Consider the following 22058-nt stretch of genomic DNA (forward strand, 5'->3'; position numbering starts at 1 on the left):
ATAAATTAATAAATAGGAAAATTACTACAAATACTTTCAACTTTATTTTTCACTGCTTTTTCAACATCAGGGCTATTTCCATCAATTAATCCCTGAATTATTTCATTTATCAGATCAGCTATCTCTTTAAAATCTTTTTTCTCAAGTCCGCGTGTTGTCTCAGCAGCGGTACCAAAACGGAGCCCTGAAGTAATGGTTGGTTTTTCTGTGTCAAACGGCACGGAGTTTTTATTGCAGGTAATGCCAGCTCTTTCAAGGCTATTCACAACGTCTTTTCCAGTCAATTTCCGTGATCTTAAATCAACTAGCACTATATGAGAGTCAGTGCCGCCAGTTATAATGTCAAGTCTATGTTCTTGCAGCGCTTGAGCTAACACTTTTGCATTTTCTACAACTTTTTTACTATAAGTTTTAAACTCTGGCGCTAATGCTTCCTTAAATGCAACAGCTTTTGCAGCTATCACATGCATAAGTGGCCCACCTTGCAATCCTGGAAAAACTGCAGACTGAATTTTTTTATGTAACGCTTCATCATTTGTCATTACCACTCCACCACGAGGACCACGTAGAGTCTTGTGAGTTGTAGAAGTTATAATATGCGCATATTCAGCAGGTGATGGGTAACAACCTGCAGCAATAAGCCCTGAATAGTGAGCAATATCTGCAAGCAGATATGCACCAACTTTATTCGCAATTTCACGAAAGCGCTCGAAATCTATTTTTCTTGGATAAGCAGAAGCACCAGCAATAATTAATTTTGGTTTATGCTCCAGCGCTAGCCTTTCCACCTCATCCATATCAAGCAGGTAAGTGTCTCTATTAACTGTATACTGAATCGACTTAAACCACTTACCAGAAAGGTTTGGTGCTGCACCATGAGTTAAATGTCCACCACAATTCAGTGACAATCCAAGTATTGTATCACCCGGAGTAAGTAGTGAAGCAAACACTGCTTGATTTGCCTGAGAACCAGAGTGAGGTTGAACATTTGCAAATTTAACATTAAACAGCTTACAAAGCCTTTCTATAGCCAGATTTTCAACTTCATCTACATACTCACAGCCACAGTAATATCTTTTACCAGGATAACCTTCTGCATATTTATTAGTCAGAAAAGAACCCTGTGCTTCCATCACTGCTTTACTTGCAAAATTCTCCGATGCAATCAATTGCAACTGCGATCTTTGACGCTGCAGTTCCTTCTCTATAGAGAGATAAACTTCATTATCACAAGACTTTAAATTATTTTCAGAGTTACAAATCCTTTCTGAAGCAATTGTCATAAGACCTTTTCCTTAACCACATAAATCCAAAAACAGCCAAAAGCAGACATACAGGAATAATTGATATTGCTTTTACCAGCAAATCAGTACCATACAAAGGATTTCCTTGTATTACCGTTCCATTCCAACATAAGTCTATTATTTTTGCAATTCCAGTATGAAAAAAATAGCCAAAAACCATAACTATCATGTTTGATACAGCTGTGGCTAAGCCTACCAAGTTATTGTTTACATAACTTATTGCCTTGTAAATAGTAATTACCTGATACCCAGATGCAAAGCCGATAACAAGAAGTGTAGGTAATGCAATATATAAACCGCCAAATTGTGTAAAAAGCAAGAGGAAGCTAGCGATCATTGCAAAAGAACACGCAATAATCACCTCGTAATGTTTGTCTGGATACTTCTCCAGTAAATAAGCGAGAAAGAATGATCCAGCTCCCATACCTATAAACATGAGAGAGGAAAGTGAAGATGCCAAATCTCCGGTCATTTGATATGCTTCACATAAGAACGCTTTTGCCCAACCATCAGCAAAACCTTCTAGTGGCCCAACCATCAAGCCCCCAAAAAAGCTGATTAGAATGATATGTTTATTGAAAAGTACAGTTTTTAAATCTTGAAGTATGTTGTCATTTCTACTCTCCTCTATGTTAGAATTTGGCGTTATTAAGAATAAAAGTAGGGCGAGCAAGCAACCAAACGCTGAGAAAGTGTATATAACATAATTCCAACCAAATTTATTGAGCAAGAAGTCTAGAGGTAATCCACCATAAATAGCTCCCAGTAACCCTATTATTATAGATAAGCTAGCCATCCTTGCTGATTTTTCTTGTGAAAAATACATGCTTGCAACTTTGAAAAGCCCAATTGCTGAAGCAGATGACCCAACTCCAACAATCATTCTACCAAGTATTGAGTAATACCACTCATCAAAGCATATTAGTGGTAATGTCCCAGTAAACGTTAAGACAATACATGCAGGCAAAACAAACTTTGGCCCAAATCTATCAAGGGCAAGACCAACAGGTATGTGAGCAAGCGTATAGCCTATATAATATAGCCCACCAAATTGACCAACATCTGTAATACTTATGTTAAATTTCGTTATTAATTCAGGCGCGATTATATTTGGAATTACACGTAATATATACTGGTATGCATAAAATAGTGATGCTAGCAACCATATGAAAAAGTTTCTCTGCAATCCTAATATTACCTAAAAAACAGAATTATAGGTATTTTATCAGCAAGGAGCAACACTTTTGTAAATAGCTACTCTAATCCGAGTATCTTTCTTAAAAGAGACCTTTTAGCATATCTATAACTGGTTCATGGATAAGGTATATGAAAAAAATTATACCACAGATGATAAGGATTTTTATAATTTTACCCTTGTTCATCTTAAGCTTTATTTTTTTTACTATAAGTTTTAGTTTTGTTACAAAATTCATTTTACTTACGCTTTTATTTCGTGATACCGATTATACTTTAAATAATATAATTTTTAATGAAATTCAGTATCAGAAACGCTGTAGTTAACTAAATATTAACCTTTTTGTGTGTAAAATATAATATAAAAGCAAGGTGAGTGAATGAACATAGGTACAATAGACAATACGCTACAAAACTACATAACAAAATACATTGAACAAACATTTGCCGCACACACAGGCAATAGATACGACAAGTTATACAGGGAACTTTTAAGTAGCGCAGAAGAAATAATAAAACTTACTGTAAATGAAGCAAAACAATATGATAAAATCATAGAAGAACTACATAACAATTCAATATTTCACGATAAGAAATTTATTCAAGCTGTTGCTAAACACCAGATATTAGAATTTCTGAATACTCATCCAAAGAAGAAAGAAATCGTTGCAGAATTTAAAAATGAACATCATATCAACGAAAGCGATTTAAAAATTTTAAAGGAAGGAAAAGATTTAATGAATAAAATAAACGATATTAACTTAATTCAACAAAATGAGAAAAATGAAACATTGAACATCAGAAAGGTACTTGCTAAATCAATAGGAATGCCCTCTTCAAGAACCGAAAAATCCAAGGCAACTTTAGTAGAAAGTCCTGAGATGGTAAAATAGACGTACTTAACTTTTCCTAATTGGAAAATACTTTTAATCCTATAATACCCAGCACTACCAAAGCAAGGGAAAATAAACGCCCAAAATTTACTGGGTCATTAAAAAACATTATTCCTATTATCGCTGCACCTATAGAACCTATACCAGTCCAAACTGCATAAGATGTTCCAAGAGGAATAGACTTCATTGCTAACGATAGCCAGTAAAGACTTACAGAACCGCTAACTAAAATAATTACTACAGGTATAACACGAGTAAAGCCATTGCTATATTTCAGTGCTGTGGTCCATATTATTTCAACCAAACCAGCTAATAGCAAATATACCCACGCCATAAATCAACTCTATCTTACTGAAATATTATACATAAGAATATTAAAAAGTTAACTTAGCATTTCACATGCTTTAATAATACTATTACATCCAATTTCTAATTGTTCCTGAGAGGTTGCATAAGAAATTCTGATAAAATTTTTCAGACCAAACGCAATTCCTGGAACAACAGCAACTAAATGGTCTTCCAACAAATATTCAGCAAAATCAAGATCACTATTTATTACTTTACCACTTTTCGTGCTCTTACCCAATAAACCTTCACATGCGACAAACAAATAGAATGCACCTTGTGGAATAGATGCTGACAATCCTGAAGCAGAATTTAGCTTTTTTACTACAAAATCTCTACGATCCTTAAAGATTTTTGTTCTTTCTTTCAAAAAACTATGATCACCGTTTAACGCTTCAACTGCTGCTGCTTGTGCTATCGAGTTTGGGTTAGAAGTACTTTGAGACTGCAGTGTAGAAATAGCTTTTATCACATCACTCCTGCCTGCAATATAGCCTATTCTCCAGCCCGTCATTGCATAGGCTTTTGATACTCCATTGACCACAAAAACTCTATCATAAAGTTTTGGCTCAACCTGAGCAATGGTAAAAAACTTTTCGTCGTATACTATGTGCTCATAAATATCATCTGTAACAACATTCACATGTGGATGTTTAAGCAATACTTGCGCTATGCTTTTCAATTCATCATATGTATAGACAATTCCTGCTGGATTATTTGGTGAGTTGAGAATTAACCACTTAGTTTTCTCAGTTATATTGCTTTCCAGTAACTCCGGTATCAGCTTAAAGTTTTGTTTGCACTCTACAACAACTGGCAGTCCGCCAAAAAGACTTACCATATCAACATATGAAACCCAATAAGGAGCTGGTATTATAGCTTCATCCCCAGGGTTAATTGTTGCCATGAACAAATTGAATAACACCTGCTTAGCACCAGCACCAACACAGATTTGGCTAAGTGTGTATTCTAGAATGTTATCCCTTTTTAACTTATTGATTATCGCCTCTTTAAGCTCACGCGTTCCATCAACAGCAGTATATTTAGTTTTGCCTTCATTTATCGATTGAATAGCTGCCTTTTTTATATGATCTGGAGTGTCAAAATCCGGCTCTCCCGCAGCTAAAACGCAAATTTTCTTTCCTTCGCTTTTTAATCTGTTTGCCTTATCGGTCACAGCGATTGTAGGCGATGGTTTTATCAGAGACATCCTCTTTGCAAGGTCTGACATAATCTCACTAAAGTTAAATAAAAATGATAAACTCTACACAACAAAAAAGCTAGAAGTTTTATTATTTTACATAAAGGTTGGTATTTTTGTACTCTTAAATATATTAACTATAGATATTAAAAAGCTTAATAAATTAAAAAAGGCAAATAAATCCCCGTATAGCGAGTTTTGACCCTATAATAATGTAAATTGGCATTGTAATAATGTGCTAACGCTTAAAATAAGCGCGATTTGGCTGAATGTAGAAAAAATAAAAAAGACATGCAGCCGCTATAATTTTTTGTAACCTGCCAATAGATATCTGAGTTTTTTTACTGAATTTTGTCGTTGAGCCCAAAAACAAGGATAAATACTCTTATTGCCATAATAAGGAAAGTGTAAAGATTTGTCAAGTAAGGTTTTCATTCCACCCTCATAAAGGCTTTTCATACAAGAGTTTTAGTAGTTTCTTACTAGGTCCACTAATGCAGCAATATTTTCAACCGGAGTATCAGGAAGCACTCCATGTCCAAGATTAAATATAAAAGGTAACCCTCTAAAACAATCTATTATACGCTTTGCTTCTTCAATTGCTTCTGCCTTATTGTAGGCCAAAAGACTAGGATTAAGGTTCCCTTGCAGAGGAATTTTTAGATTTGCTTTCGCCCATTCTATTGGAACATTATAATCTATACTTACTGCAGATACACCTGTTTTCTCATAGTAATCCTTATAAAGATTTCCAGCAGAGCGTGGAAAACCTATTATAGGAAAATCAGGAAACTTATTCTTTATTGCTGAAACAATTTCCTTTGTTGGCTTGATTACATACCTTTCAAACAGTTCTCCCTGCAATATACCAGCATTGCTGTCGAATAACTGAATAACATCTGCTCCAAACTCTATCTGTTTGATTAGATAAATAATTGTCGCTTCTGTTATTTTTTTAATTACTTCTTCTAGTTCTAGGGAACAGAAATGTAATACTTTAGAAAAAGTTTTACTACTACCACCCTCTATGATGTAGGAAGCTACCGTCCACGGCCCTCCAGCAAAGCCTATAAGGGACTTTTCCTCTGATAATTGGCTTCTTACTTTCCTGATGGCATTTAAGATTGGAAAGGTTTTAGTTTCAAATTCTTGTGAATTTTTTAACTCCTCAGAGCTTTTCACAGGTTTTATTATTGGACCCACACCGCGAACAAAATTCACATCACAACCTAAAACGTCAGCTATTATTAAAATGTCTGAAAAAATTATGGCTGCGTCCATATCAAATCTTTTTATTGGCTGTAGCGTCAGCTCTACCACTAAATCTATGCTATAGCATATCTCCATGAAATTACTCGTTTTTTCTACGGCTTTGCGATACTCAGGAAGAGATCTACCAGCCTGGCGCATTAACCAAATAGGTACTTTTTCATTTGGCTTATTCTGCTTAATAATTCTTACTATCGCTGGTTTGTTGCTTTCCAATCTATTTTATCTACTTTTTTCTATACTAAAGTATAGTAGTAATAATAGTTCTATCAATAAATTGTTATTAACTTAAAATTCAGTAAAAATTATTGTTACTTAACTTGTGGATAAATATGTTAATAACTTCTATATACTATTGATTTTGCCTTATAATTTATGTGTATAAGTAAGATATTTATAATGTTAGTAATTTTCTTTTACGGAAAATACTTTACTATCATGTATTGTTACACAATTATGTATATGTCGTTGAGAAAGTTGTTGATCAATTGTTAGTATTTTATATTAACAAATAATTCACAAATTAATTTGACATTATTCACATGCTTATTAAACATTTAATAACAGTTTTCTTGATAGACCTTATCTAAAGATATTTTCACCATTAAAGGGAATAAATTGAATAAGAAAAGAACTTTAGTAGAAAAAATAGCATACAAAATTTTTTTCTTTCTCTTCAACAAAACTTCTGTGTTAAAAAAATGTGCGACTGAGGCATTAATGGGTGATCTGTCAGGTCTTGACATACTTAATAGTCTATTAAAATTCCGTGATTGTAGTATCATGGATATAATGACTCCACGTAAGAAGATATGTGCAATAGACATTGAATCGAGCAAGGATGAGGTAATAAAGAAGGTGAAAAACACTTACCATGCTAAGATACCAACTTATAAGAATAACTTTGACAACGTAATAGGCTTTTTTTACGTAAAAGATATCATTTTCAATAAGAATAAAGATTTTAATCTGAGAAATATTATACAAAATGTAATATTTGTCCCAGCCTCAATGAAAGCAACAAATCTTTTTGTTAGAATGAAATCTTCCAAGTCATATTTAGCTATTGTACTGGATGAATATGGCGGAACTGATGGTTTAATTTCGATAAATGATCTTATAGAAGAATTGATACCAAATATTGATAACGAGAATGAGGTAAATTCAGAACACACCATTACTGAATTATCTCAAAATAAGTTTGAAATATCGGCAAGGGCCCTTATAAAGGATATAGAGGAAAATCTAAAAATAGAGTTGTGTGACTCTGAAGAGCATTATGCCACACTTAGTGGTTTGGTTCTTTCAATTGCTGGTAAGGTACCTTCTGTAGATGAAGTTATAAGATATAAAAATGGTATAAAATTTATCATCAAGGATGCAAATGAACGATACATTAACAAAATAATACTAGACTTAAGTGATTACAAAAATTAAATTCAATATTTTTTAGTGAAAGGTACTTTATCTTGGAAGTAGGAGACATAGTAGCCAGGTATGCAATTTAAACAATTTCTTAATATACAAAAGTTTGTAGTTCTATACGTTACTGTTTGATAATTAAGGTGGGAATAGTTTTTTTAGTATAAAGTTATAAAAATTAGTTGTTTAAATATTTTTAGCGATCTGTAACTTTCAAAAAGGGAGTGTTAAATAAACTGTGTCAAGCCGCATTTTTAATTCAACTCTACAAGAAAAAAAGATATCAAGTTGAGACATAGTCAAAGCCCAATCATGTATAGGCATAGCCCATTTTTCTCCTAACTTTTTTATAGCACAATATACCTGTTCATAGAAGGCATTTGTGCTAGTAAATGAGCCCTTAGTTTTAGTAAATTTTCTGATCTGTCTATGTAACCCTTCAATAGGATTTGTGGTATAAATTAATTTTCTTACAGGGCCGGAATATTTAAAATAACTAGACAGATTTTCCCAATTATTTTCCCAAAACTAAAGTATAGCTGTTCTCATAATAGTGGAAACAAATGAAGAAAAGCAGAATCGACAGCTTGACGAAAAGATTTAAAAAGAGGAATGTTTTTCCTGGCTCTGTTTTTTATAGCAAACCAATGATGCTCAATTTTATTGAAATCTGGAGAATATGGAGGCAGATACAGAATGTCTGCACCAACCCTTTTGGCAAATTCGACAATCTTTTTAGACTTATGAAAAGTTGCATTATCTAAAATCACTGTTTGTTCAGGCTGTAAAGTTGGTGCCAGAAATTGCTCGAACCAGCCATTAAAAACCTCTGTATCACAATAGCCTTCAAACGTCATAGGTGCAACGATTTTTCCCTTATTTAAAGATGCAATCATGCTAACTCTCTGAGTTTTCTTGCCTGATTTTAGTGCATGAAACCTCTCTCCCTTTCTGCAATATCCGTATGGGTAATCTTCTGTATTGTCTATACCAGATTCATCAATATATACCAAATTTTTAGGGGACTCTGCCGATATGACTTTCAGAAATTCAGCTCGTTTTTCTTCGTTTCTTTCTTCATATCCATAAATCTTTTTTTGCGTGTAAATCCAAATTTTTTTAGAGCTCTATGAATCGTTTGACGACTTATATTGCCCCAGAGTTTGGCCACCTCTGATTGTGTTTTACCGCCGTGCTTTTTTATAAATTCTACAAACGCATTCCAATCGGTGATTTTATGATTATAGCCTCTATTTCCCAGTTTCTTCGATTCCTGTTTCTTTCCGCCTTTTCTCCCATTTGTACAATGTCACTCTACCGATTTTGAACCTCTTTGCTACTGCTGTTTTACTCTCTCCTTCATGGCTTTTTTCCCTAAGTCATAACTGTATGCTGCTGGCACTTTTACCTTCTTATTACCCTAAGTCTCTATTTTATCCTGTTTCCACTATTATGAGAAGAGCTATATATTTTTCTCACCATTTTTCCTCTAGCTCAAGCAAATAATTTTCGGCAGTTTCTCTACTTGCAGCACGGTATATTTTTTTCAAATCATTCATGAAAATTTTCACATCTTTGCTCGATGCATATTTCAGTGAATTTCTTATCTGATGTACAATACATAGTTGTATTTCTGCTTTAGGAAATACACTGTTTATTGCTGTAGGAAAGCTTTTTAGCCCATCTACACATACAATCAGGATATCTTCTACTCCTTTCTCTTTTAAGTCATTTAACATCCCTAGCCAAAAGTTAGCTCCCTCACTTTCTGCTATATAAAAACCTAAAACTTCTTTCCTTTCATTCTGCTAATATATTCTACATGTATTTACTTACGCAATGCCTGTCTTCTTTGACCTTAAAAAAACATAAACACTATTGGATACACTGATTGCAGTGGACGACTACGCCACTCATTGATTACAGGCAATAATTTATCAGTAATACTTGATATCTCTGCTACAGATATTTTATATCTTTTCTACATGCGACGCTATATCTCTATATACCATGCCACTGGCATATACTTAAAACCTTTGCTTCAAGTTCGGTTGTTTGCCTTTTTCTGACTACTTGTGGCTCAAAGCTTCCTTCCCTATCCCTTGGTGTCAATAACTCAAATGAACCTACACTTGTCCGTAAAGTCTTTGAATTTCTTCAATTTCTTCGGTTATTTTCTTCGCTTTTAGCCGACAAGTGATTTTTTATTTCACCTTCCAGACTCGATTCCAGTAGCCTTTTTACAAACGGTGTTAATGCACCATCTCTTTCCGTCAATGGTCTTCCTTCTCGTATAGACGATAAGATATTTGTTTCTAATTCTTTATAGTCTACCAAACCGGTAGTTCTGTTTGCTTGACTCATTGTCAAACCTCCATTTTTTGTTTCTATTTTATTATTACTTCTCGGTTTGATACAGTTTATTTAACACTTCCCTAAGTACGTAAAAAAAACACTCCTATACTGAAAGTACAAGCATTTGTTGAGATTATTAGGAATGTAAAACCTAGCAGAAATCTTGATAATTCAAACGCTGAACAACTTCAAGCTATTGATAGAAAAATCCCTTAATTGTACATAGGCCAAGTTGGCTTATGTGTTCTTATTCTCACTTTGTAAACATGCCAATAATTTTATCCACTATTCCACCCATATTTGCTTCAGCTTGAGTATGCGCTATTTTACCACCGTGTGAAATTAATTTAGGATCTGCACCAGGTAATATATTAACAAATTTACTACCAACAACTCCACTACTAGCGATTAGAGCTGAGCTATCAATTGGCAACTTTATGTCTCTGCTTATGCACATATCGATTCGTGCTATGTAGGTAGCTTTGTCAAGTGATACACCAGTTATGCTTCCGATTTCTACACCAGAGATCTTGACACTATCACCAACCCCTACACCGTTAGCATCAGTAAAAAGGCCATGTATTTTATAGCAATCCTTATAGTTTCTCTTTATGTAAGATAGCTTATTAATAGCGAAGAAGACAAGAAAAATAGTGAAAATTAATACAAATGATCCAGCAATTATTTCAAGTATATTTGACCTTCGCATCTTTAATTATTAGGATTCCAGCTTTCATAGTAGTTTTTCACCTTTTGATTTGGGTAGTATGCACCTTTCGTACCTGTTAAATTAGGAGTTTTTCTTTTGTTATTATTAACTGGTACTTCATTATTAGTATAATGCAGCCATATATGCCATTCTGGAGGAATTGTTGTGGGCTCAGAAACATTACCATATATTACCCATCTTTTCCCTTTACTTGACTCATAGTAAGAATTTACGTTTTCATCCCTACCTATAAGTTTACCTTTTCTCCTTAGTAAGTTTGTTACTGCATTATAAATTTTAGATAACATAAAGGTATTAAAACAAAAAGTATTATATATACTAATACTTTAACGATGTATTAACAACAGTTTAATGCAATTACCAATTCTACAAGTTATTATACCAATAATTGCATCGATGTTCTGCTTTCTTACCAGGAAACATAAGGTGTCCTGGTTTATCTCTTTTTTTACAACGGCAGCTACTTTCTTTATTTCATTAATGTTGCTAGTGAAAACATACAATGGTGAAATTATAACTTATTATCTTGGAGATTGGGCTCCTCCATACGGAATAGAGTTGAGAATCGACATATTGAACTCCTTGATTCTAACTTTGGTGAATTTTATAGCGCTGATTAGTGTGCTTTATAGCTTTCATATTAATGAAAAAGAGATTAGCAAAAACAAAATCATTGGTTTTTATTCTCTATTTTTACTGTGCTTGAGTGGATTACTTGGAATTTTAGTAACAAACGATATATTCAACCTTTATGTCTTTTTAGAAATTTCATCTCTTTCTTCTTATGTTTTAGTTTCAATGGGAAGGGATAAGAAAGCTTTAGTTGCAGCATTTGAATACCTCATTAGTGGTACTGTAGGAGCAACATTTTACTTGTTTGGCATCGGCCTTTTATACTCTATGACCGGAACGCTCAACATGTCTGACATGGCTGAAAGAATAGTACCATTATACGATAATAACATCATAAGACTTGGTACATTATTCATTTTTGTTGGTCTCTCAATCAAAATGGCACTGTTTCCACTCAGCAGATGGCTGGTTAACGCATATAGTGAAGCACCTAGCTTCATTAGCATATTTTTTTCAGGTACAGTAACCAAAGTGATGATATATGTTTTTATTAGAATCTTTTACACTGTTTTTCAGCAAAATTTTTTCTTACCACTAAGCAACGTGATGATCATCCTTGCGCTTTGTGCTGTTGTATTTGGATCAATATCTGCAATGATCGAAAAAGATATAAAAAGACTGTTTGCTCACTCCAGTATCAGTCAGATTGGCTATATAATTTTAATGCTGGGTTTAAATTCAAAAGCAGGTTTGTTTTCAGCAGTTCTTCACATAGTAAATCATAGCATGATAAAAACGTCTTTATTCATGACTGCAGGGTGTATTTCTTATAAGTTTGGTATGACAAAAATAGAAAATTTATCAGGACTAAAAAAGTCAATGCCCTATACAACACTTGCATTTACTCTACTTAGTTTCGCATTAATCGGTGTACCTTTGACAAATGGCTTTGTAAGTAAGTGGTATATGATGAAAGCAATTATCGAATCTCATGCATGGATTTCCCTTGCAGTTTTTGCTGCTGGCTCTTTTCTTGCACTAATATATATGTGGAGAATGGTTGAGAAAATATATTTTGAAAACAGTACAGCATCAAACGCTGGAATGACACTTAATGAGGTACCATTGCTTATGCTCTTTTGTCTATTATTTATGGCAATTTTAACGGTAATAACTGGGATATATAGTAGTCCAATTCGGTTGGTAATTAATAAATTTGCTTTTTGATTTTCTTATGTTTTATTGTATCTCAAAGTCTGTAAAGTTTTTGCTGTGGATAAGCTGAAGAAGATTCACTTATTATTAGTCATTAACGTAATAGCTCTGTTTTGCGTTGGCATTGTTGTGCAATATTCTTCTGCTGGAGGAAAGTGGGCTCCATTTGCAATTCACCAATTGGTCATATTCTCTTTCTTCTTTTTGCTTGCTATAGCTATGTCATTTATAGAGCTAGATTTTTATTTGAAGCACGCTTATTTTTTTTACATAGTAGCAGTAATTGCGCTGTTAGCAGTAAATTTTTTTGGCTCGCATATAATGGGTGCAACAAGATGGATAAGAATTGGGTCAATTAGTTTACAACCATCAGAATTTGTAAAAGTGGGCTTAATACTTGCACTTGCTTGTTATTTTAATAAACAAAGTGTGTATAAAATGATGAAATTTCAAAGCTTATTTAAGCCACTTATAATTATTTTCTTACCTGTATTCCTTGTATTGAAGCAACCTAATTTAGGAACAGCTGTAATAATATTGTTTATAGGAGCATCAATTATATTCACAGCAATAATGGAAAGATCTCATTTAATAATTTTTGGAACTCTTGGCATTTTCGCAATACCAGCTATTTGGCCTTTTTTGCGCCCTTATCACAAGCAAAGGATATTATCATTTTTGGATTCATCAGTAGATCCACTTGGAATAGGTTATAATGCACAGCAATCTCAAATAGCTATTGGTTCAGGAGGTTTGTTTGGTAAGGGATTTGTTAATGGGAGTCAAACTCAACTTGGATTTTTGCCAGAGAAACGCACAGATTTTGCTTTTGCGGTACTTAGTGAGGAATGGGGGTTCTTAGGCAGCATGACTTTGATTTTACTCTATACCACATTCCTCGCTATAATATTCTCTATCGCTTACAGGTCAAAAAATTATTTTTCTAAGTTAATATCTATCGGGGTTTTCGCCTTTTTTGGTGCTCATTTCTTTATAAACATTGGAATGACAATAGGCCTTTTACCTATAATAGGTGACCCACTTCCATTTCTATCCTATGGCGGAAGCACAACTGCTGCGAGCTTAATATGTATAGGATTGCTACTTAGTTCCGTGGCATCTATAAAGGACTTAAAGCTAAGTTTCCGATTTCACCCATAGAAAGAGCTTAGACAACCATCACTCTGCTAATGGTTAACGTCTTATTCTTCAATGAGAATCCCATTTTACGGTGCTTAAATCTATTCCCTCTTGTACCATTTCCAAAAGTGGGCTCATTTCTCTTAGCCGTCCAACATTTTTAGTAACAAGATCTGCTGCATATAGAACTTCATCTTTAGTTGTAAATCGGCCAAGGCCAAATCTAATTGATGAATGCTCAAGATCGTGGCCATTGTTTAGTGATCTTATGACATAAGAAGGCTCAAGGGATGCAGATGTGCATGCAGAACCAGAGCTTACTGCTAAATCCTTGATTGCCATGATAAGAGACTCACCCTCAACATAAGGAAAACTTAAGTTGAGGTTACCAGGAATCCTATTTTCATAGTCACCATTTAAAACAACATCAGGAAATGCTTCTTTTATTTTGTTGTACAAAATATCTCTCAGTTCTTCTAATTTACTTGCTTCTGCTCCCATTTCTTCTTTAGCAATACGTGCCGCTTCACCAAAACCAACTGCAAGGGGAGTGGGAACTGTTCCAGAGCGCATGCCTCTCTCCTGTCCACCACCACTAATTAGTGGCGTCAATCTAACACGAGGATTTTTTCTACGGACATATAATGCACCTATTCCCATAGGTCCATAAATTTTATGGCTAGAAAGGCTCATAAGATCAATGTTCATTTCATTTACGTCTATTGGAACTTTTCCAAAGCTTTGGGCAGCGTCTGTATGAAAAAATATATTATGCTTTCTACATATTGCACCAATTTCTTTGACAGGTTGCATTACTCCGATTTCATTATTTGCCATCATCACTGAAATCAGAATTGTTTTATCAGTGATTGCCTCCTCAAGTTTCAACAAATCTATAATTCCGTTTTGCTTAACGGACAAATATGTAACTTTAAAGCCTTCATTTTCCAGATGTCGACAAGAATCTAAAACGCACTTATGCTCCGTGCAGACAGTTATTATATGATTTCCCTTATTCTTATAAAAATGAGCAACACCTTTGATAGCCATGTTATTTGATTCGGTTGCACCCGAGGTAAAGACGATTTCTTTGCTGTCTGCATTCACTAAATCAGCAATGTGCTTCCTTGCTTTTTCTACTGCTTCCTCAGCTGTCCAACCAAATGAATGACTACGAGAGTGTGCATTACTAAACTCACCAAAATAAGGTATCATCACCTCCAAAACACGAGGATCTACTTTAGTAGTAGATTGATAATCGAGAAATATTGGTAATTTTATTTTAGTATCATGTATTTTCTTACTTTCAACATTCATAAAGCTACCAAAGAGACAAAATTTACAACTATTTAATAGCACTAAAGCTTAATTTTTTCAAGGTATAATCTTGCCTAAACGAAAGTTGTCAGCGCTCTCTCCTACGTTATTCCAGTGTCCCTTTAATGTCATTCCCTATGATCAGTGTTTGACACTGGTAGGTCGAATACGCGCTAGGCAAACCTATCAGCGAGCAGCTTCTTGCTGTCCATTTGTTAAGACTGATTTATCAACTTGAGTATCAGGTTTTGACAATGCATATACAGCACTGCCAACTACTAGCGCTATAGCTGCAGTTTTAGCCACTGCTATTGGTGTAGAGGGTTTTGACTCAACTGTAACTATTCCAGTTGCAGAAAGTGCTTTCGCTATTAAAACACCTGATAATGCAGTTGCACTACCGGCAAAAAAACCTTTCGCAATTGCTGATGTGCGTTGTTTTTCCTCTTTAGTTAAATTCCTAGAAGCAGTTCTAGCATGATTTTTCACATTAACATAGGAGTCTTCACGTTTTTTTGGCGGAGTAAATACATAATCTCTTTGAATAGCCAAAGATGAAGGTGTCACTCCATAGTTATCTTTTATATTAACATTCGCACCGTTTCTTACGAGAGATTCTACCACGTCTGCATGGCCATTCATAAGAGCTAAATGTAAAGGTGTCCATCCCTCCTTATCTTCTTGTTCATTAATCCTGATTTCATCTTTTTCCAACAGAGCATCTACTACCTCTTTATAACCATTTTCAGCAGCTAAATGTAAAGGTGTCTTTTTATTTTTATCTTTTATATTAACATCTATCCCTTTTGTTACTATTAAAGCCTTTGTCAAGCTCGTATAGCCTAACTTAGCAGTTAAATGTAATAATGTGAATTCATTATCTCCAACTTCAAATTTATAATTTACATAAAAATTACTCTCTTCCCACTGTTTAAATACCTCTTCATTGCTTGCCTTTAGCTCTTCTTTTACTTTTTCAATTACGTTCCTTTTATCTAATTTATTATCACTATTAACCGTCCTTAATATTTCCCGCCACTGCTGATAATTTATTGTCATAATTTTTACCCCAATCTTAAATAATTTACTTTAATTTTAAAATAATTAAAATAAGAAATCAATATTTATTTTAAATGAGCTTATAATCGAAATTGTGGGTAGCAAATTGAATCACAATGTTCGTATAGCTGCAACCCTGAAGCTACTATCTCTCATCCACTGCAGATATTGCACGGTGCTGTCGATTTGATCGTCGTGGCGGGTTTCTGGAAACATTAAAATTTCATACTCAAAATCGCTGAGCCATACTGCTTGGTGTGGCAGAAAAACCTTGCCAGATTCTATTATCGGAACAATCTGGTGGAATCGAGCAAGTTTGCCACTGTGTGGCACTATCCCGATAATAGGTATTGCCTTGAGCTCTTGAATCAATTGTTGACTGCTTGTTTTTGCTTCGATTAAAATTGCGTGTGGCTTCCACCTTGCAGCTAGTGATAGAACTTGTTCTTTAAGTTTTGGATACTCAAGCTTCGCACGGTATACATCGAGTAAATAAAACTTATTATTCACCTTTGTCCAGGTGGTGCAGACACTAAAGCCGCTAGAATCGTTTGTTGAAACAGCAGTGTCCCAGCTCTGAGTTATATGTGAGAGATTGTCAGGAAAATTTCTATAGCGTTTCAACCATTCTTGCTTAATTATACCACTTGAAAGTGGCAGAGGATTTTGTTGATATTGAGCAGCAAAAGCGTAACTCCCAAGTTCAGCCTTTATCATTTCAATTTCTCCTACATCTAGGGGATATAGCAGCTGACCTTCCTTTTTTAAGTATAAAATCCTTGAAGATGTAGCGCCTGTTGAGCTTTTGCACTCATTTGTAGTTACTTGAATAATAGGAACAGGAGAAGGGAGAATTGATCTTTTGATTGAATAGATAATTTCCTTATTTTCAGAGATCATTGGCAAACAAATATGATGCCATATATTTCTTGGTTTGGAGAGAAGATGCGCAGTCAAATCCTCTTGATGTAGTCTGTGCATTACAACAACGATAACTCCTTTTTTCCTATCATTGAGCCTGGTTATTAGAGTCTGATCGAACCAGTTTGTGGCACGTTTTCTAAACGTCTCGCTCAAAGCTTGAGAGGAACTCAGTGGATCATCCACGACGATAAAATCTCCACCTTCACCAGTCAGTGTTCCACCAACAGATGTTGCAATCCTACATCCTCTCTGCACTGTTTGAAATTTATATTTAGTGTTCTGGTCTTTGCATAGTTCTACCTCTGGAAATAGCACTCTATACCAACTAGACTGCATCACGCACCTGGTGTCAAGCGAATGCTTTTCGCTAAGCCGCTGAGAATAGCTTGCAACTATTATTCTTGCGGTTGGCTGATTACCAAGTATCCATGCGGGCCATGCAACACTCACGCACATAGACTTCATCGAGCGCGGAGGCATATTGAATATTATTCGCTTCACTTCACCAGTGCTTGCTGCTTCAAGCCTGTCTGCTATAATTTTTATATACTGATAATTGTTATACTCACATCCCGGCATCACCGTTTGAAAGCATAGTTCGATAAATTTTAAAAAGTTCATGTTAGTCTCCTATAGTGTTAGTGGAATTTACTTTATGGTGGTGTCAGCCTCTTTGGTGTCATATCAGCGTCCTTTTTCTTGTCATCCAAGTAGCCCTTTCCTTGTCATTCCAGTGCTTGACACTGGTTCACCTTATGATGGTGTTATTCAAGTAGCCTCTATCCAAGTGCCCCTTTGGTGTCATCCGAGTAGCTGACACTGGTTTCTTACCAACAAAACCTAGCATAACTTTTGTGCTCAAAAGATTTCTGGATTCCAGCAGGCTTTGTTGCACAGCTCTTCGGATAGTGGGTAATGTATAATAAATTCATGAAGCTATATCAAACTTAGCCATGCCTATTTCAGTAAATTTGTTAAGCAAATAACACTTGAGTAGCAGTTCCTTCTCACGATTAATCTCAGATTTATTCCTAAAACTAAATCCAAATATTTGCTTCAGTCGCGAGAAAAAACTTTCTATATAAGATCTCTTCCAATAATTTATCTCTTTTTTCCACCTCTTCATACCATCTTCATCATATGACTTTATGAGCTTGATTGTAGAATTTCTCTCATTCATATAATCCAACTTTGGATGCTCTACTGCATTATTTTGCGGAGGAATCCTTGTCTTTATGTCAAGCTCATCGCACAGTTTGTATAACTTCTTTCGATTATATGCCCTATCTGCATATATCGTGCTTATGTTATACTTGGTATCCACTCTTTCAATAAGATCACAGGCTCCATAGTGGTCGGAATAAACTCCACTACTGTATTTTGCAGCTATAACTTTTTTACTACCTATCTCTAGCATTACATGTAGCTTTCTTGTTTGCTCATAGCGGCGATACTTTCTATCTGTACCATTTGCCTTACTATGGCCTGGAATATTATTGTAGATGCTGATACCTGTACTATCTATAGCAATTTCAATATCTTCCATATCGTTCTTATCAACTCTGCAGTCGTTGATTTTGATATTAAGCTTTTTAAACCTTCTTGAAGCCTGCGAATAGCTGATAATTTGCAAAATTTTCCCTATTTGCTCAAGATATTTCTCTATAAATCCCACTGTTTGCCTAAGACCAATCCTGAATAGATAGGTTATTATGTGAATTAGAATCACTACTTTGTCGCTGTAGACATTGTTGCCACCTGCTACTTTTGGACTATTTTCGTACCAATTTTCAATGGCATCGTTGATATAATGAAAAACATTTCCCCTTTCTTGAAGAAATTTGTTATATTCATTGCAGTTACTGACTTTCATTCTTATTGGCATATTTTTCCTTTGTCGGCTAAATATCTATTTTATAACAAATTCCATCAGTAACTGCCTGTTCTTTCCTTGAGTGGTGCAACAAAGCCATTCCAGCATCAAGTGCTGGCCTGAAGCTTTAGTTACAAGTATTAAGAAATTCACCAAATGAAGAAAAAAGGCAAAAGAATCCCCGTGTAACGAGTTTTGACCCTATAATAATGTAAATTGGCATTGTAATAATGTGCTAACGCTTATTTAAAGCGCATTTTGGCTGAATGTAGAAAAAATAAAAAAGACATGCAGCCGCTATAATTTTATGTAATCTGCCAATATATACCTGAGTTTTTTACTGAATTTTGTTGTTAAATCTGCAGAGATTAAAAACAAGGATAAATACTCTTATTGATATGATAAGGGAGTTGGGGAAATTTGTAAAGTAATCTTTTTCGTTTGTATTCCCTTATGCTTGAGATAACTGCATGCAGGTTCATGGATCTCTTTACTCTTTAATTTCGATGAATTCCCTTTGAAGTTGAATATTGAAAATTAACTGGAGAATTGTGAATTACTTTGTATATGTGATAACAAGCCATGGCGCTCTCAGCAAAACCATTTAGTATCAATTTTAGTTTGTCTGGATAAGTAGCTATATCTCCGATTGCATATATTCTATCTCTACTGGTTCTAAGTGTAGCTGGGTCGACAATTATGCGGCCATGTTCTAACTCTATACCCCAATTGTTTATTGGACCAAGATTCATTGATAATCCAAAAAATGGCAGCAAAAAATCAGCGGATATTTCTCTTTCTTCCTTAGAGGCAATGTTTTTTACTATCACTGCTCTCAACTGCCCATTACCTCCTGCTAGTTCGTGTAATTGATATGGCACTACCAGTTCTATCTTTCCGTCATTTTCAAGTGATTCTAATTTATTTCTAGTTTCAGGAGTGCAGCGAAATTCCTTTCTCCTATGTATCACATAAATTTTCTTCGCAACTTTAGAAAGTTCTACAGTCCAATCAGCCGCAGAATCACCCCCCCCTGCAATGACTATAGTTTTGTCCTGAAAATCAGAAATTTTATTTACACTATAAAATACAGATTTATTTTCATATTCTAATATACCACTTAAGGGTGGACGGTTAGGTTCAAACATTCCGTTACCTGCAGCAATGATAACGGCTTTGCATTTTACCTCTGTACCTATGTTCGTTATGATAGTAAAGTTTTCACCTTCGTTATTTGAAATCTTTTCCACTTTTTGACTTAAATGGTAAACAGGCTCAAACGGTGAAGCTTGCTCCATTAACTGCTCAATTAATTTTTGGGCAGTAATTACAGGATAACCAGGTATATCATATATTGGCTTTTCTGAGTAAAGAGCTGTGCATTGTCCTCCTGCTTGATCCAAAACATCTATTACATGACATCTCATATCAAGCATTCCCGCTTGAAAAGCAGTGAATATTCCAATAGGCCCTGCACCTATTATTACTATATCGGTTTCCATATTCAGATGGTGATCTATTTATAGATATTAGCTTTCTTTGCTAACAAGGTCAATTTACAAAGGGATGTATTTTTAAAAGATGTGGCTAGATTAGATAAGATTTCCAGCGTTATGAACCATCTAAATAAGCTCTAAAAATTAACTAACATTTTAAATCTGAGAAGTAAGTGCGGACGGAATGGGATTCGAACCCATGGTACGTTTCCGTACGTCAGTTTTCAAGACTGGTGCCTTAAACCGCTCGGCCATCCGTCCACCTCTTTTTTACCACAATATTTAATTTCAAGCAATCTATAAAAATCTTACTTGCCTACACAAAAGCTACTAAACACACTATCCAATATTTCCTCAACATTAATAATTCCAATCACTGCACCAAGTTCAAATGCAGCAAGCCTCAAGTCTTCAGATATCAACTCAATTGGATTATCGATTTTAAAACGTTGTAAATGTTCCAGTGCTTTCTGCATGTGACTCCTATGTCTTTGCCGAGTAATCACAGGAGTGTCTCTATCATGCCCAAATTTTTCCTCTGCCTTCTTTTTTATGAGAGAGATCAACTTGTTTGTACCTATTCCCTTTAAAATAGAAATAGGTAGAAAATCTACACCGCCAATCAGTATATTTCTGTCATTAATTGCATCGTCAGCTTTGCTCAATACATAAATAGTATCGCTATTTACAACGTTGCAATTGATATTATGACGCTGTTCAAAAGGAAATAGTTCTATTCTTAAATCAGCTTCAAAAGACCTTTTTTTCGCTCGACTTATACCTTCTGATTCTATTGGATCTGAACTCTCACGAATTCCAGCAGTATCAGAGAGAATGATTGGGTATCCCCCAATGTCAATATGAGCTTCAAGTATATCTCTTGTTGTGCCTGCATATTCAGAAACAATAGCAATATCACGCTTGGCTAAGAAATTAAACAGAGTTGATTTACCGACATTTGGTTCACCAGTTATTACAATATGTAAACCCTCACGCAACCTTTCGCCCCGTCTATTATCATTTAAATGCTCTTGTATCAACTGCACGAGAGATTGCACTTCATTATTAATTTTTTCCAATTCACTTTTTTCTGCCCAAATGTCCTCTGGAAAGTCTATATATGCTTCGATTTTGGATTGTATCGTTATTAATCTTTGCCTCCAATTGCTGTATAGTCTCTCCAATTCTCCTGATATCTGCTTAATCGCTTGTTTAGCTTGCATTTTCGTTTCAGCATCAATTAAGTCTGCAATTCCTTCTATTTGCGTTAAGTCAAATTTACCATTTAGAAAAGCCCTAAGTGAGAATTCTCCAGGCCTGGCCATAACGAAAATTTTTGATAATTTCTCCAAGATGATTTTTATGACGGCCTTGCTTCCATGCACTTGTAACTCTATAACATCCTCGCCAGTGAAACTGTTTGGAGCAGGGAAATAGATGATTATTCCATTATCTATCAATTGATTGGAATCATCATATAGATCAACTAAAGTAGCAAATCTTGGTTTGATTTTTTTCTTAATATGAAAATGATTTAAAGCTTTAAGGGTGTAGTTGCCTGAAATTCTGATTACTGCAACTCCTGACTTACCAAATACGGTCGACAAAGCAAAAATAGTTTCATTTGTGTTTGTCATTATTTATATAAACTACTTAGCAATTTAAGAAATCGAAATACCTAATCTAAAAAATTTTTGCTTATATTACTTATTCATATTAATGCAGTATTAGTAAATATATTGTATAGA

Annotated in this window: 17 protein-coding genes, 1 tRNA gene and 3 pseudogenes; 4 read left to right on the plus strand and 17 right to left on the minus strand. The window is 34.7% G+C overall.

The window, feature by feature from the left end; all coding sequences use genetic code 11:
• Positions 1 to 5: 5 nt before the first annotated feature.
• Together glyA and AAHF52_RS04500 are read right to left on the minus strand one after the other, a co-directional pair.
• Complete coding sequence (gene glyA / locus AAHF52_RS04495; protein WP_254229338.1) at positions 6 to 1283, minus strand: serine hydroxymethyltransferase; 1278 nt, start codon at positions 1281 to 1283, stop codon at positions 6 to 8.
• The gene (locus tag AAHF52_RS04500) at positions 1255 to 2490 is read right to left on the minus strand and encodes an MFS transporter (protein ID WP_019236796.1); all 1236 of its coding nucleotides are present in this window, start codon (positions 2488 to 2490) and stop codon (positions 1255 to 1257) included. Before AAHF52_RS04500 ends, glyA begins: the two co-directional genes overlap by 29 nt.
• 388 nt (positions 2491 to 2878) lie before the next feature.
• On the opposite strand from AAHF52_RS04500, the gene AAHF52_RS04505 reads away from it, so the two are divergent.
• Positions 2879 to 3391, plus strand: coding sequence for a hypothetical protein (locus tag AAHF52_RS04505; protein ID WP_019236797.1), 513 nt, complete (start codon positions 2879 to 2881; stop codon positions 3389 to 3391).
• Between the two features lie 16 nt (positions 3392 to 3407).
• On the opposite strand, the gene AAHF52_RS04510 is transcribed toward AAHF52_RS04505, so the two are convergent.
• The 3 genes from AAHF52_RS04510 to hemE form a co-directional block, all read right to left on the minus strand.
• Positions 3408 to 3725, minus strand: a complete 318-nt coding sequence (locus AAHF52_RS04510) for a DMT family transporter (RefSeq protein WP_010403511.1) — start codon at positions 3723 to 3725, stop codon at positions 3408 to 3410.
• Positions 3726 to 3773: 48 nt separating this feature from the next.
• Positions 3774 to 4967: a pyridoxal phosphate-dependent aminotransferase gene (locus AAHF52_RS04515; protein ID WP_017531947.1), complete on the minus strand. Its 1194-nt coding sequence runs from the start codon at positions 4965 to 4967 to the stop codon at positions 3774 to 3776.
• Between the two features lie 438 nt (positions 4968 to 5405).
• Positions 5406 to 6422 carry a uroporphyrinogen decarboxylase gene (gene hemE / locus AAHF52_RS04520; RefSeq protein ID WP_007302249.1) on the minus strand — a complete coding sequence of 339 codons (1017 nt, stop codon included), beginning with the start codon at positions 6420 to 6422 and terminating at the stop codon, positions 5406 to 5408.
• 402 nt (positions 6423 to 6824) lie between these two features.
• Between hemE and AAHF52_RS04525 the strand changes: the two genes are divergently transcribed.
• The gene (locus tag AAHF52_RS04525; RefSeq protein WP_264376666.1) at positions 6825 to 7643 is read left to right on the plus strand and encodes a transporter associated domain-containing protein; all 819 of its coding nucleotides are present in this window, start codon (positions 6825 to 6827) and stop codon (positions 7641 to 7643) included.
• Between the two features lie 198 nt (positions 7644 to 7841).
• Here the strand turns inward: AAHF52_RS04525 and AAHF52_RS04530 are convergent.
• From AAHF52_RS04530 to AAHF52_RS04550, 5 genes and pseudogenes are all read right to left on the minus strand, one after another.
• A pseudogene (locus tag AAHF52_RS04530) lies at positions 7842 to 8153 on the minus strand (transposase); the annotation flags it as partial.
• A gap of 20 nt (positions 8154 to 8173) precedes the next feature.
• Positions 8174 to 9030: pseudogene (locus AAHF52_RS04535) on the minus strand (IS630 family transposase).
• 76 nt (positions 9031 to 9106) lie between these two features.
• A pseudogene (locus AAHF52_RS04540) lies at positions 9107 to 9992 on the minus strand (IS256 family transposase); the annotation flags it as partial.
• Between the two features lie 244 nt (positions 9993 to 10236).
• Positions 10237 to 10692, minus strand: a complete 456-nt coding sequence (gene mlaD, locus AAHF52_RS04545; RefSeq protein ID WP_007302404.1) for an outer membrane lipid asymmetry maintenance protein MlaD — start codon at positions 10690 to 10692, stop codon at positions 10237 to 10239.
• Positions 10693 to 10694: 2 nt separating this feature from the next.
• On the minus strand, positions 10695 to 11000 hold the full coding sequence (locus AAHF52_RS04550) for an NADH-ubiquinone oxidoreductase subunit NDUFA12 family protein (protein ID WP_007302403.1): 306 nt from the start codon (positions 10998 to 11000) through the stop codon (positions 10695 to 10697).
• Between the two features lie 64 nt (positions 11001 to 11064).
• On the opposite strand from AAHF52_RS04550, the gene AAHF52_RS04555 reads away from it, so the two are divergent.
• Together AAHF52_RS04555 and rodA are read left to right on the plus strand one after the other, a co-directional pair.
• The gene (locus AAHF52_RS04555; RefSeq protein ID WP_026097249.1) at positions 11065 to 12513 is read left to right on the plus strand and encodes a proton-conducting transporter membrane subunit; all 1449 of its coding nucleotides are present in this window, start codon (positions 11065 to 11067) and stop codon (positions 12511 to 12513) included.
• 45 nt (positions 12514 to 12558) lie between these two features.
• Complete coding sequence (gene rodA, locus AAHF52_RS04560) at positions 12559 to 13662, plus strand: rod shape-determining protein RodA (RefSeq protein ID WP_264376667.1); 1104 nt, start codon at positions 12559 to 12561, stop codon at positions 13660 to 13662.
• A 48-nt stretch (positions 13663 to 13710) separates the two neighbouring features.
• Here rodA and AAHF52_RS04565 read toward each other — a convergent pair whose 3' ends face one another.
• The 7 genes from AAHF52_RS04565 to mnmE all read right to left on the minus strand — a co-directional run bounded on the left by AAHF52_RS04565 (position 13711) and on the right by mnmE (position 21947).
• On the minus strand, positions 13711 to 14958 hold the full coding sequence (locus AAHF52_RS04565) for an IscS subfamily cysteine desulfurase (RefSeq protein WP_264376668.1): 1248 nt from the start codon (positions 14956 to 14958) through the stop codon (positions 13711 to 13713).
• Positions 14959 to 15144: 186 nt separating this feature from the next.
• Positions 15145 to 16017, minus strand: coding sequence for an ankyrin repeat domain-containing protein (locus tag AAHF52_RS04570; protein ID WP_342068383.1), 873 nt, complete (start codon positions 16015 to 16017; stop codon positions 15145 to 15147).
• A gap of 111 nt (positions 16018 to 16128) precedes the next feature.
• Positions 16129 to 17562, minus strand: a complete 1434-nt coding sequence (gene terL, locus AAHF52_RS04575) for a phage terminase large subunit (RefSeq protein WP_342068384.1) — start codon at positions 17560 to 17562, stop codon at positions 16129 to 16131.
• A gap of 307 nt (positions 17563 to 17869) precedes the next feature.
• A complete protein-coding gene (locus AAHF52_RS04580; protein ID WP_213863789.1) occupies positions 17870 to 18826 on the minus strand; it encodes an IS5 family transposase in 957 nt (318 codons plus the stop codon).
• A 485-nt stretch (positions 18827 to 19311) separates the two neighbouring features.
• Positions 19312 to 20316 (minus strand): NAD(P)/FAD-dependent oxidoreductase, encoded by a 1005-nt coding sequence (locus AAHF52_RS04585; protein ID WP_007302395.1) that lies wholly within the window; start codon positions 20314 to 20316, stop codon positions 19312 to 19314.
• A 170-nt stretch (positions 20317 to 20486) separates the two neighbouring features.
• Positions 20487 to 20571 (minus strand) — tRNA-Ser (locus AAHF52_RS04590).
• A 47-nt stretch (positions 20572 to 20618) separates the two neighbouring features.
• Positions 20619 to 21947 carry a tRNA uridine-5-carboxymethylaminomethyl(34) synthesis GTPase MnmE gene (mnmE, locus tag AAHF52_RS04595; protein WP_007302394.1) on the minus strand — a complete coding sequence of 443 codons (1329 nt, stop codon included), beginning with the start codon at positions 21945 to 21947 and terminating at the stop codon, positions 20619 to 20621.
• Positions 21948 to 22058: the final 111 nt, after the last annotated feature.

Source organism: Wolbachia endosymbiont (group B) of Melanargia galathea, assembly GCF_964030625.1.
In the GTDB taxonomy this organism is placed as follows: Bacteria; Pseudomonadota; Alphaproteobacteria; order Rickettsiales; family Anaplasmataceae; genus Wolbachia.